At 72.5% G+C, this 12,187-nt stretch carries 12 protein-coding genes; 7 read left to right on the top strand and 5 right to left on the bottom strand.

Translation table 11 applies throughout. The features are described from left to right. Positions 1–96: 96 nt before the first annotated feature. A complete protein-coding gene (locus tag APR04_RS01450) occupies positions 97–966 on the bottom strand; it encodes a LysR family transcriptional regulator (protein WP_253867373.1) in 870 nt (289 codons plus the stop codon). 118 nt (positions 967–1,084) lie between these two features. Between APR04_RS01450 and APR04_RS01445 the strand changes: the two genes are divergently transcribed. Together APR04_RS01445 and APR04_RS01440 are read left to right on the top strand one after the other, a co-directional pair. Next, on the top strand, positions 1,085–1,957 hold the full coding sequence (locus APR04_RS01445; RefSeq protein WP_253867372.1) for an aldo/keto reductase: 873 nt from the start codon (positions 1,085–1,087) through the stop codon (positions 1,955–1,957). Positions 1,958–2,019: 62 nt separating this feature from the next. After that, positions 2,020–2,952 carry an aldo/keto reductase gene (locus APR04_RS01440; RefSeq protein ID WP_253867371.1) on the top strand — a complete coding sequence of 311 codons (933 nt, stop codon included), beginning with the start codon at positions 2,020–2,022 and terminating at the stop codon, positions 2,950–2,952. Positions 2,953–3,011: 59 nt separating this feature from the next. On the opposite strand, the gene APR04_RS01435 is transcribed toward APR04_RS01440, so the two are convergent. After that, positions 3,012–3,731, bottom strand: coding sequence for a lytic polysaccharide monooxygenase auxiliary activity family 9 protein (locus tag APR04_RS01435; protein WP_253867370.1), 720 nt, complete (start codon positions 3,729–3,731; stop codon positions 3,012–3,014). A gap of 94 nt (positions 3,732–3,825) precedes the next feature. Next, positions 3,826–5,259 (bottom strand): FAD-binding oxidoreductase, encoded by a 1,434-nt coding sequence (locus tag APR04_RS01430; protein ID WP_253867369.1) that lies wholly within the window; start codon positions 5,257–5,259, stop codon positions 3,826–3,828. 103 nt (positions 5,260–5,362) lie between these two features. Here APR04_RS01430 and APR04_RS01425 point away from each other — a divergent pair, with 103 nt between their 5' ends. From APR04_RS01425 to APR04_RS01415, 3 genes are all read left to right on the top strand, one after another. Further along, positions 5,363–5,914, top strand: coding sequence for a MarR family winged helix-turn-helix transcriptional regulator (locus tag APR04_RS01425; protein WP_253867368.1), 552 nt, complete (start codon positions 5,363–5,365; stop codon positions 5,912–5,914). Positions 5,915–6,007: 93 nt separating this feature from the next. Then, complete coding sequence (locus APR04_RS01420) at positions 6,008–7,456, top strand: MDR family MFS transporter (RefSeq protein ID WP_253867367.1); 1,449 nt, start codon at positions 6,008–6,010, stop codon at positions 7,454–7,456. A gap of 68 nt (positions 7,457–7,524) precedes the next feature. After that, positions 7,525–8,496, top strand: a complete 972-nt coding sequence (locus APR04_RS01415) for an NAD(P)/FAD-dependent oxidoreductase (protein WP_253867366.1) — start codon at positions 7,525–7,527, stop codon at positions 8,494–8,496. Here APR04_RS01415 and dnaG read toward each other — a convergent pair. Both dnaG and APR04_RS01405 read right to left on the bottom strand, forming a co-directional pair. After that, positions 8,493–10,457, bottom strand: coding sequence for a DNA primase (dnaG, locus tag APR04_RS01410; RefSeq protein WP_253867365.1), 1,965 nt, complete (start codon positions 10,455–10,457; stop codon positions 8,493–8,495). The two genes, APR04_RS01415 and dnaG, sit on opposite strands and share 4 nt — an antisense overlap. 10 nt (positions 10,458–10,467) lie before the next feature. Beyond that, a complete protein-coding gene (locus APR04_RS01405; protein WP_253867364.1) occupies positions 10,468–11,364 on the bottom strand; it encodes a helix-turn-helix domain-containing protein in 897 nt (298 codons plus the stop codon). Positions 11,365–11,407: 43 nt separating this feature from the next. Here APR04_RS01405 and APR04_RS01400 point away from each other — a divergent pair, with 43 nt between their 5' ends. Together APR04_RS01400 and APR04_RS01395 are read left to right on the top strand one after the other, a co-directional pair. After that, positions 11,408–11,860: a VOC family protein gene (locus APR04_RS01400; protein ID WP_253867363.1), complete on the top strand. Its 453-nt coding sequence runs from the start codon at positions 11,408–11,410 to the stop codon at positions 11,858–11,860. A gap of 122 nt (positions 11,861–11,982) precedes the next feature. Further along, positions 11,983–12,156, top strand: coding sequence for a DUF4236 domain-containing protein (locus APR04_RS01395; protein ID WP_171104560.1), 174 nt, complete (start codon positions 11,983–11,985; stop codon positions 12,154–12,156). Positions 12,157–12,187 lie beyond the last annotated feature (31 nt).

Raw genomic sequence — 12,187 nt, 5'->3', positions numbered from 1 at the left:
CGGCATGGGAACCCCTTCGTTCGACCTGACGTCTCGCCGGCCGCCCCGTCGCGACCCCACCCGATGGTACTCAGAAATTCTTACAGTGGAAGGTTTTCAGCAGGACGGGGCGTCGGTCAGGAGCTCGAGCAGGTGCGGGGACGGGGAGTCCTGGCGGTCCGAGCCGGTGACCACCGAGACCACCCAGTCCGCGACGCCGTCCGACGCGACGGGCACGGCCACGAGCCGGGCGGCCTGCGGCTTGGCCGCGACGTGCCGCGGCACGAGGGCGACACCGAGCCCGCGGTCGACCAGGTCGAGCAGCGTGTGCACGTCGTTGACGGTGAACCGCACCCGGCGGTGCACGTTCTGCGCGCCGAAGGCGTCGTCGTTGAGCTGCCGCACCGCCCAGGACGGGTGGAAGTCGATGAAGCTCTCGCCGCCGAGCTCGTCCCGGCCAACGGCCGGGCGGGACGCGAGCGGGTGCTCCGGCGGGCACAGCAGCACCACCGGCTCCTGGCCCAGGACGGTGCGCGGCAGCACGCCGACGTGGTCGGTGGTGGCGACGAACGCGGCGTCGAGGTCGCCGTCGCGCACCCCTGCCAGCAGCTCGTGCGAGCCGGCCTGCGTGAACGCGATCTCCACCAGCGGGTAGCGGCGGTGGAAACGCTCGAGCAGGGAAGCGACGTCGACGACGCCGAGGCACTGCTCCGACCCGACCCGCAGCGTCCCCGCGAGCTCGCGGGAGACCTGCACCACCGCGTCGCGCGCCTCCGTCGCGGAGGAGAGCATGGTACGGGCGAAGGGCAGCAGCGCCAGGCCCGCCTCGGTCGGCTCGACCTTGCGCGTGGTCCGGGTGAACAGCCTGGTGCCCAGCTCGACCTCGAGGTTGCGGATCGCGGCGGACAGCCCGGACTGGGAGACGCCGGTGACCTCGGCGGCCCGGGTGAACTGCCGCTCGTCCGCGAGGGCGACGAGGTATTCCATCTGACGCAGTTCCATTAAGCAATACCAGTTCTAGGAATGATGATGAGGAGTTGTTGGACTTCTAGGTTATCGCTTCCTAGTCTCAGGCTCGAACCCGTTGCGACACGAGGAGCTACTCATGCAGAACCGCACCATCGGCGGCCGGGCCGTCTCCGCGATCGGTCTCGGCGGCATGCCGATGTCCATCGAGGGTCGACCCGACCGCGACCGCTCGATCGCCACGATCCACGCGGCCCTCGACGCCGGCGTCACCCTGATCGACACCGCTGACGCCTACCACCAGCACGCCGACGAGGTGGGCCACAACGAGGAGCTCATCGCAGCGGCCCTGCGCTCCTACGGTGGCGACACCTCCGGCGTCCTCGTCGCCACCAAGGGCGGGCACCTGCGTCCGGGTGACGGCTCCTGGACCAAGGACGGGCGGCCCGAGTACCTGAAGGTGGCCGTGAAGGCCTCGGCCAAGCGGCTCGGCGTCGAGGCCATCGGCCTGTACCAGTTCCACCGGCCCGACCCGAACGTGCCCTACGGCGACTCGGTGGGTGCGATCCGCGACCTGCTCGACGAGGGCGTCATCGAGATGGCCGGCATCTCCAACGCGAACCCCGACCAGATCCGCGAGGCCAACGACATCCTGGGCGGGCGCCTCGTCTCGGTCCAGAACCAGTTCTCACCGCGGTTCCGCTCGTCGCTGCCCGAGCTCGAGCTGTGCGCGCAGCTGGGCATCGCGTTCCTCCCGTGGAGCCCGCTCGGCGGCATCGCGCTGGCCCGCTCCGGCGAGCTCGGCGCGGAGTACGCGGCGTTCCTCGAGGTAGCGGAGGCGCACGGGGTCTCGCCGTTCCGCGTGACGCTCGCGTGGGAGCTCGCGCTCGCCCCGGTCGTCGTGCCGATCCCCGGCGCGTCGCGGCCGGAGAGCGTCCAGGACTCCGCGCAGGCGGCGGACCTGACGCTCACCGACGACGAGGTGGCGCGGCTCAGCGCCGCCGGCGCCTGAGCGTCCGGACGCCTCGCAAGACCGCACACGGCCCGCGCAAGACACCACGAGAAAAGGACCTCATGAAGACCTTCACCCTCCCCGGGACACAGCTCACCGTCCCGAACGTCGTCCTTGGCCTGATGCGCATCCAGGAGAAGACGGACGAGGAGGTGCGCACCCTGATCAAGACCGCGAGGGACGCAGGCATCTCGTTCTTCGACCACGCCGACGTCTACGGCTCAGGCCCGCACGGCTGCGAGAAGCGGTTCGCCGAGGCGATGCGGCTGACCTCGTCCGAGCGCGAGCAGGTCGTGCTCCAGACCAAGGCCGGCATCGTGGGCGACGGGCCGTACTTCGACTTCTCGTACGAGCACATCATCGAGTCCGTCGACGGCTCGCTGGCCGCGCTCGGCACCGACTACATCGACATCCTGCTGCTCCACCGCCCGGACGCCCTCGTGGAGCCGGACGAGGTGGCGCGCGCGTTCGACGAGCTGTCGGCGTCGGGCAAGGTGCGCTCCTTCGGCGTCTCCAACCACACGCCGGGCCAGATCGAGCTGCTGCGCAAGTCGGTGTCGCAGCCGATCGTCGCCAACCAGCTCCAGCTGTCCGTGACCCACGCCCCGCTCGTGGCGCAAGGTGTGGCCGCGAACATGCAGGCGCTGGAGCAGTCGGTCAGCCGGGACTCCGGCACGCTCGACTACTGCCGCCTGAACGACATCACGGTGCAGGCCTGGTCGCCGTTCCAGGCGGGGTTCTTCAGCGGGGTGTTCCTCGGCTCGCCGGAGTACCCGGAGCTGAACGCCGTCATCGACCGGCTCGCCGCGCAGTACTCCGTTCCGGCCATCGCGATCGCCACCGCTTGGATCACGCGTCACCCCGCGCAGATGCAGGTGGTGCTCGGCACCACCAGCCCCGAGCGGGTGGCGGGCGCGGCCCTCGGCTCCGACCTGCCGCTGACGCGCGCCGAGTGGTACGAGCTGTTCCGCGCGGCGGGCTACACCGTTCCGTAGCGGTCGGCCGCGGCGCCCTCCGACGAGGGCGCCGCGGCCGGGTCTGTCCCGCTGCGGCTCTACCTCGGCGAGGTCGGCGTGGGCGCGGTGAACACCACGTCGGCGCAGTTGTAGAACGCCTCCGGGCTGTCGGACCGGGTCCAGATCGAGTAGATGACGTGGTACCCGGACTTGTACGGCAGCGTGGCGTCCCAGTAGTACTCGTCCCCCTGCGGCCCACCCGGGCGCAGGGGCGGGTTGGTCACCTCGTCGAACGGTGCGGGCTCGAGGTCGTCCCACGCGAGCGGCTGGGACGGGTCCCACCCGTCCTTGGTGATGTACTGCGTCCACGTGCCGGGGTGCTTGGCCCAGGCGTTGTACGAGAACGTGATGGTCTGGCCGGGCACGAGCGTCGTCGTCGGCCACTCGGTGCCCGGCTCGCGGAACGCGGAGAACGATTCCTGCGGCCCGCACAGGTTCCCGTCGGGCACCACCTCCCTGTGGCGCCCGTCGGCGTCGCTGAGCAGGTTGCCGAACCAGTTGTAGAACGGGTAGTTCCCGTTCACGGCGTACGCGTTCTGGCACATCGGGTTCTGCGGGTTCAGGCCGCCGCCCTGGCCGTTCTCGATCCCGTCCACGTAGCACGCGTAGGTGCGGGTGGCCGGGTAGGTGAGCCCGCCGTGCGCGTACGCGGCGGGCGGGTTCGGTTGTACGACGACGATCGCCGCCGCCATGAGCAGGCCCAGCACGGCGACCAGCGCCGTCGCCCGGACCCGGCCGAGCGTCTTGTAGAGGGTCACGTCCAGCTCCTTCGTCGGTGCTCCGAGAGATCGTGGTGTGCTCGATCCTCGGAGCCCGACGACGGCCGGACAATCGCCCGTAACGATTAACCCGTCACGGCGCCACGTTGTGGTTCGACGCGAAAAGGTTCTGCGGGTCGTACGCCCGCTTCACCTCGCGCAGCCGGGCGAGCGTCGCCTCGGGGTAGGCATCGCGCACGTCCTGCGGCGTGGTGTCGCCCATGAAGTTCACGTAGCCCCTGCCACCGACGCCGAGCTCGCCGGCCGCCGACTCCACCCACTCGCGGAGCGCCGGCACGGCGTCGGGGTCCGGCACCAGCCCCTGCACGGTGACCATCCACGCGGCGTCCCTGTGCGCGAAAGCCGTCGCGGAAGCCCCGGTGCCGGCAATCGCGCCGCCCATCGGACGCAGGTTCACCACGGCCAGTCCGTGCGTCGCGCCGGACACCGCCTCGATCGCGGCAGCGGACCACTCCTCGGAGGGCGCCCAGACACCGTCGCCGAGGAACCCGGTCCGGGCGGCGGCCGTGGCTCCGCCGGCAGGCCCGCCGACACCCGCGAACATCTCGGGGTACGCGATCTCGCCCACGCTGTCGTGCACCGCGCCGGGCGCACGCAGGCGGGCGAGCGATGCCTCCGCGTCGGACGCCGGGCCCGCGAAGCACACCAGCGCCATGACGAGCGGCTTGCCGTGCAGCTCGGCCGGGATCATCGGCATCGGCGGCGCGACCATCACGTTGACCATGGCCGACAGCTCGGCGGGCGCCTCGGCGAGCGCCGTGAGGATCGTGGTGAGGGTGCCCGGTTCGGCTGCCCACGCGAGCATGCCGCCCGTGACCACCGGCAGCTCGCGCAGCCGCAGGTCGAGCCGGGTCACGACGCCGAAGTTCCCGCCGCCGCCCCGCAGCGCCCAGTAGAGGTCGGGGTGCTCGTCAGGGTTGGTCTCCACCACCGTCCCGTCCGCGAGGACCACCTCGGCGCCCAGCAGGCTGTCGAGGGTGAGGCCGTCGAGCCGGCTGAGGTAGCCGATGCCGCCGCCGAGCGCGAGGCCCGCGATGCCGACGCTCCCGGTGTCGCCGAATCCGGTGGCCAGACCGTGCTCGCCCGCGGCCGTCACATAGGCGCCGGCGAGGACACCGCCCTGCGCGTGCCCGACGCCGGCGGCCGCGTCGATCTCGACGCCGTCCATGAGGCGCAGGTCCAGGACGAGCCCGCCGTCGGCCAGACCGTGCCGGACGTAGCTGTGCCCGCCGCTGCGGACCGCGAGCGGCAGCCCTGTCTCGCGCGCGACGGCGAGCACCGCGGCCACCTCGGCGGTGTCCCGTACTCGCGCGACCGCGGCCGGAGTGCGCTCCGGGCCGCCCATGAACACGACTGCCGTCTCGGCGAACGCTGCGGCGGAGGGTGTGAGCAGGCGGTCGCCGAGCGCGGCCGCGAGCGGGGCCAGGGCGTCGTCGAGCACCTCGGGTGAGAGCTGGGTGGTGGTGCGGGTGAGGCTGGCGGTACCGGTGCTGTCCTGCATGGCCATCTCAGGTCTCCTCGTGGGGTGCGCGAACCTTGCACCGACAACGTTAGGGATCTAAGGATTAGGCGTCAATGCATTTCGGCGAGGTTCGAATTAGTCTGCGCTCATGCGACCACGCGAGCGGCCCAGCGGCGAACCAGCCGGCAGCGACCCTGGAGCGGGGCCGGGAGGCGATGCGGGCCAGCACGGTCCCGTGCCGGTGGCGGTCACGTTGTGGCACTCGGTGCAGCGGGTGATGCGCTCGTTCGACGCGCTGCTGACGGAGGAGGGCGGGAGCTGGCAGGTCTGGCACATCCTGCTCGCCCTGCACCAGGGCACGCCGGCCACCCAGCGCGAGCTCGCCGGCGCCGTCGGCATCCGGGAGGCGACCCTGACGCACCACCTGCGCGGCATGGAGGACCGGGGGCTGGTCCTGCGCACCCGGGAGGAGTCGAATCGCCGGGTGCAGCGCATCGAGGTGACGGAAGCGGGAGAGGTGCTGTATCGCAGGCTCAAGTCCGCGGCGATCGCGTTCGACCGGACGCTGCGGGACGCCATCGGGGGCGACGACGCCGACGTCGACGCGTTCTCCGGCACGCTCTGCCGCCTCGCCGACTCGGTGCCAGACGGCGGCCGTGGCCCCGTCCCGGAAGGCTGGCCGGGCAATCGCCGGGTCTAGCCCCGGGACCCTGCGCTGCGACCGGGCGCCGGGAATAGGCGCTGCCCCGGGCAACTTTGTAAGTGTCGTGCAGCACACCCGAAGGATCCTGACATGACCGCGCAGCCCGCCGACGCCGCCGTCGACGCACGGCTCGGCCTGCGCGGCGACCGCGGCCCGATCCTCGGCGCGCTGATGCTCTCCACGGCGCTCGTCGCCCTCGACGTCACGATCCTCGCCACGGCGTCGACCACCGTCGCGCGGGAGCTCGGCGCGTTCGAGCAGGTCCCGTGGCTGTTCTCCGCGTACACGCTGGCGCAGGCGGTGACGGTCCCCCTGTACGGGCGCCTGGCCGACGTGTTCGGGCGCAAGCGCGTGATGATGGTGGGGATCGGGCTGTTCCTGCTCGGCTCGGTGCTGTGCGCCGTCGCCTGGAGCATGCCGGCGCTCATCTGGTTCCGCGTGCTGCAGGGCCTGGGCGCAGGCGCGATCATGCCGATGTCGATGACCATCGCCGGCGACATCTACACCCTCGCCGAGCGCGCCAAGATCCAGGGGTACCTCGCGAGCGTGTGGGCGGCCTCCTCCGTGCTCGGCCCGACCCTGGGTGGCGTGTTCAGCCAGTTCGTGAGCTGGCGCTGGATCTTCTGGGTCAACGTGCCGATCGCCGCCGTGGCCGCCGTGGTCCTCTGGCGCCGGTTCCACGAGAAGGAGCGCGAGGGCGAGCGGGAGCCGGTCGACTACCTCGGCGCGGCCCTGCTGACCGCAGGCAGCACGGCCCTGGTGCTGGGCCTGCTGGAGGGCGGCACGGCCTGGGGCTGGTCGTCGTGGCAGTCGATCGGGATCTTCGTCGCCTCGGCGGTGCTTCTCGCGGCGTTCACGGTGTCGGCCCGCAGGAGCGCGCACCCGATCTTCGACCTGGGGCTCCTGCGCCGCCGGGTGGTCGGGGCGTCCACGGCCGCGTCCCTGATGATCGGCGTCATCACGCTGGGCCTGACCACCTACGTGCCGATCTACGCGCAGGGTGTGCTCGGCACCGGACCGCTCGTGGCCGGGTTCGCGCTGGCCTCCCTCATGGTCGGCTGGCCGCTGGCGTCCACCCTGTCGGGCCGGGTGTACCTGTCGATCGGCTTTCGCTGGACCGGCGCCATCGGGGCCGGGACCGTCGTGGCCGGATCGCTCCTCACGCTCGGTCTCGGCACCGGCTCCCAGTTCTGGCACGTCTCCGCGGCGGTGTTCGTGATCGGCCTGGGCATGGGCATGGTCTCCGTGCCGACGCTGCTGGCCGCGCAGCACAGCGTGGGGTGGGGTGAGCGCGGGGCGGTGACCGCCACCAACATGTTCGCCCGGTCGATCGGACAGGCCGTCGGCGTGGCCGCGCTCGGCGCGGCGGTGAACGCCGTGACCACGGTGGGCCCGAACGGCACCCCCGAGGGGCCGGGCCTGGCCCAGGCCATGCACCTGGTGTTCTGGTGCGTCACCGCGTGCGCCGCCCTGCTGACCGTGACCGCGCTGCTGCTCCCCCGCGACCACCCGAGCGACACGGTCGGGGCCCGGGCTTGACTTCATGTTGACCTGAAGTCGGAGGCTGGGGCGGTACCGCACGACGCCTCAGGAATCGGAGCCCAGCGATGTCCGCACCAGACCCCTCGACCAGCCCTTACGACGCCGTGGTGATCGGCGGTGGCCCCGCCGGGCTGCAGGCCGCGCTCACGCTCGGCCGCATGCACCGGCGCGTCCTGCTGCTCGACTCCGGCGAGTACCGCAACGCGCCCGCCGAGCACCTGCACAACTTCGTGACGCGGGACGGCACGCCGCCGGCCGAGTTCCGCGCCGTCGCCCGCGCCGAGCTGGCCGCCTACGCGACGGTGACGGTTCGCGAGGCGGCCGCGACCGCCGTCGTGCCGGACGGCGACGGGTTCCGGGTCGAGCTGGGTGCCGAGCCGAGCGCCGAGGGCGCCGACGGTCCCGAGTCGCTCGCCACCCGCACGGTGCTGCTCGCGACGGGGCTCCGGGACACGCTCCCCGCGATCCCCGGCCTCGCGCCGCTGTTCGGCACGGTCGCCGCCGTCTGTCCGTACTGCCACGGGCACGAGCTGAGCGGCGAGCACGTCGCGGTGCTCGGCAACGGGCCGCACGTGGCCCGGGTCGCGTTCCTGCTGGAGCGCATCGCGAGCCGCCTCACCGTCCTGACCGACGGCGCAGAGCTGGAACCGGGCCTCCGCGCGCAGCTCGACGCCGCGGGCGTCGCCGTCCGGCCGGAACCCGTCAAGGAGCTGAACCGCAGCGCCGCCGGTGCCACCGTGTCCTTCGCCGAGGGCCCCTCCGACGAGGTGGGCGGCATCTTCGTGGCGTCCGAGTTCGCCCAGCGCGCCCCGTTCGCGGCGCAGCTCGGCCTGAGGATGCAGGAGTCGGGCGCCGTCGAGGTCGACCCGATGGGCCGCACGAGCGTGCCAGGGGTGTTCGCGGCGGGCGACATGGCCCACACGTCGGCGACTCCGATGCCGCTGGCGTCGGTGCTGTGGGCCGCGGCATCCGGTCTGATGGCGGCGGGGTCCGCCGACGGCGAGCTGCTCGCCCGCGACCACCCGGCCCCGAGCTAGTCGTTCGTGCTCTCCCGGAGGGTGCGGCGTCGGGCCTCGATCGTCAGGAGGTCGGCGAACGCCGTCTGGTAGGCCTCGGTGTCCGGGTCCAGCCGGCGCAAGCGGCTCTTTGCGTCGGCTACCCGGCGGCCCAGGACGTGGTCGACGACGTTCCGCACCACGCCCTCGACCACCGCACCGATCGCGGACTCCCGGTCCTCCGGGAGGTCCGCCACCGCCAGCTGCGTGACCAGGCCCGCCACCGCCTCTGGCGCCTGTTCCAGCACGGCGGCGACCCACAGCGCCGTGGAGATCTCGCGTCCGGCCGTCACACCCCCGGCAGCCCGGATCGCGGTGTGCACGGCCTGCCACGCGGGCACGACGAACGCCTCCTCGCCCAGGTCGTCGAACGACACCGGTACGTGCTGCGGGTACTGGAGCACCGCGACGAGCGCGAGCCACTCGGCACGCGCCACAGGGTCGCGCAGGTCGGGCGCGGACACCTGCGGAACGGCACCCGGCTGCGAGCCGTCCGCCGCAGGCCCGCTCCCGGCGGACGACGCCGCGGCGCCGGACTGCCGATCGCCGCCGGCCCGGTCGGGCGCGCGACGCAGCGACGGTGTCGACGCCGCACGGCCGACCTCCCGCCGCACCTCGTCGATCTCCGTGCCGATCCATCCGGCGACCTCGCGCATGTAGCCGTCGCGCTGGCTGCGGTCCCGGATCCCCACGATCTCCGGTGCCGCGGCCCGCACGGCGGAGACCCGGCCCTCCACGGTGTTCAGGTCGAACTGTCTGATCTTGGCCTGGATGACGAAGGCGAACAGCGGCTTGCGGCCGTCGACCAGCGCGCGCACGGCCTCAGGGCCGTTGGCCATGCGCAGGTCGCACGGATCCATGCCGCCGTCGGCGACAGCCACGTAGGTCTGCGCGAAGAACCGCTGATCCTCACCGTAGGCACGCTCGGCTGCCTTCTGCCCGGCCGCGTCGCCGTCGAACGTGAAGATGATCTCGCCGCCCACGGTCCCGCCGGACGTCAGCTGCAGGCCACCACCGGCGGTCGTGTCGCCGAGCAGGCGGCGCACCACCTTGGCGTGGTCGCCGCCGAAGGCCGTGCCGCACGTGGCCACCGCCGTCGTGACACCGGACAGGTGCGCGGCCATGACGTCCGTGTACCCCTCGACCACCACCACGCGCTTGCCCTTGGCGATCTCCCGCTTGGCGAGGTCGATCCCGTACAGCACGTGCGACTTCTTGTAGAGGCTGGTCTCGGGGGTGTTGAGGTACTTGGGGCCCTGGTCGTCCTCGAACAGGCGGCGCGCACCGAAGCCGATCACGGCCCCCGTCACGTCCCGGATGGGCCAGATGACCCGGCCGCGGAACCGGTCGTAGATGCCGCGCTGGCCCTGCGACATCAGCCCGCTGGCGACGAGCTCCGGCTGGGTGAAGCCCCGGCCCTGGAGGTGGCGCTGCAGCGCGTCCCAGCCCTTGGGCGCGAAGCCGACGCCGAAGTGCTCGGCGTCGGACCGGTCGAAGCTGCGCTCGGCGAGGAACGTCCGCGCCGCGGCGGCCCCTGGGCCCATGAGCTGCTCCGCGTAGAACTCGGCGGCCACCCGGTTGGCCTCCAGCAGGCGCTGCCGCTTGCCGGGCTCCTCGCGGGGACGGGCGTTGCCGCCCTCCTCGTAGCGCAGCTGCACGCCCGTCTTGCCCGCGAGGTACTCGACGGCCTCGGTGAAGCTCAGGCCGTCCATCTTCATGATGAACTCGATGACGTCGCCGCCCTCGCCGCAGCCGAAGCAGTGGTAGCGGCCGACGCTCGGGCGCACGTTGAAGCTGGGGCTGCGCTCGTCGTGGAAGGGGCACAGACCCACCAGCGCACCCACTCCGGCAGGCTTGAGGGTCACGTGCGCCGAGACGATCTCGTCGATCCGCGCGCGTTCGCGGACCTGGTCCACATCCTCACGTCTGATCAGCCCGGCCACGCCTGGAAGTCTATGCTCGCGTGCCGGGCTGCGACGCCGCCGTCCACACCCCGCAGCGCCGGGCGTGCTCGCCCGGCGCGACACCCACCGCCCGCACGAAGTCCCCCGTGAAGTGCGCCTGGTCGTAGTAGCCGACGGCGGCCGCGAGCCCCGCCAGGTCCAGCCCCGGGTCGCGGCCCAGCATCTCGGCGGCGAGGTGCACCCGGTGCCGCTGCAGCACCCATTTGGGGCTCACGCCCACCCAGTCGGCGAACAGTCGCTGCAGCGAGCGCGGCGTCGTGCCGAGCCGGGCGGCGAGCGCCGCGACCGTGGTGCCGGGTACTGCGTCGGCGATCGTCGCGAACGCTTCGCGGAGGCCGGCCAGCGCGGCCGTGGAGCGCGGTGTCCTGGCCCGCTCCGCGGCGGCCCGGAGCAGCGGGGTGACGGTCCGGACGGCGGCGACGGGACGGCCGGCCGCCGCCTGGGCCAGCGCCTCGGCGCCGGCGCTCCCCGCAGCCAGCCCGAGAAGGTCCGCCGGGCCGACGGCGCCGCGCTCTCCCGGGTGCGTGAGCCCGAGCAGGACCCGGTACCCGCCCGGGCGCAGCTTGGTGCCGACCACCGCGCCGGACCCGGCGAGCGTGCGCTCGTCGGACGGCCCGGCGGGCATCGCGTAGGCGAGGAAACCCGTGTGCTCCGCCACGACCTGGCCGACGGGGTGCGGCACCACGGTCTGCGTGAACGTGCCGCCCGGCGGCAGGTCCCAGGTGATCACCCAGTGCCAGTCCACGACGTCGGCGAGGTCCGGCGCGGGCTGGACGCGCGCGAGGGTGAACCCGTCGCGCGCCCGCGCGGGGTTCACGATGCCGAGCGTGGGCCCGGACTCGAGCGCCTGCGTGACCGCATTGTCGGCGTCGAACACCTGTCGCATATCTCCAAGACTGGCACAACCGGGCTGCGCGAGCATCGACGACATGAAGAACTCAGCCCTGCACCCGAACATCTCCGTGCGCGACGCCCGCGCGGCCATCGCCTTCTACGAGGCTGCGCTCGGCGCGGAGACGCTCTCCGTCGTCACCGCCGGCGACGCGGTGATCCACTCCGACCTGGTCCTGCGGTCCACCGCGGGCGAGTCGACGTTCACCGTCGCCGGTGCGTTCCCGCCGGACTCGGTCGCCCCGGAGCCCGGCGCGCCCACGCACGCGAGCTTCACGATCCCGGTCGAGGACACCGACGCCGCCTACGCTCGCGCGCTGGGCGCCGGCGCGACCAGCCTGGCCGAGCCGGCCGACTGGTTCGAGGGGTTCCGGCAGGCCGCCGTCCGCTGCCCCTTCGGCCACCGCTGGTACTTCGTCACGGTCGCCGACTCGGTGACGCCGGAGGCCGTCCAGCAGGCGAGCGACGCCTGGGTAGCGGACCGCGACTGACCGGACCGCCCCGTTGACCGTGTCGGGACGACTGCTGCGGTCAGCTTCCGGGCGGGGAGCGGTTTGCCGGGCTCGTGCAGTTCGGTACGCTTTGCCCCGACCCGAGGAGGAAAGTCAGGAACATGGGAATCCGGTATCGCAAGAGGCTGTCGCTCGGCCCGCTCAAGTTCAACATCACCCAGAAGGGTTTGTCGTCCATGAGCTTCAAGATCGGTCCCTGGACCTGGAACTCCCGGACCAAGAAGCACTCGATCAACCTTCCCGGTGGCCTGAGCTGGTACAGCAACAACAAGTAGGACCGCCGCGGCGGAGGCAGTGGCCGAGCAC

This window comes from Promicromonospora umidemergens (assembly GCF_024171995.1).
Taxonomy (GTDB): Bacteria; Actinomycetota; Actinomycetes; order Actinomycetales; family Cellulomonadaceae; genus Promicromonospora; species Promicromonospora umidemergens.
This window is presented reverse-complemented; position numbering and strand designations above follow the sequence as displayed.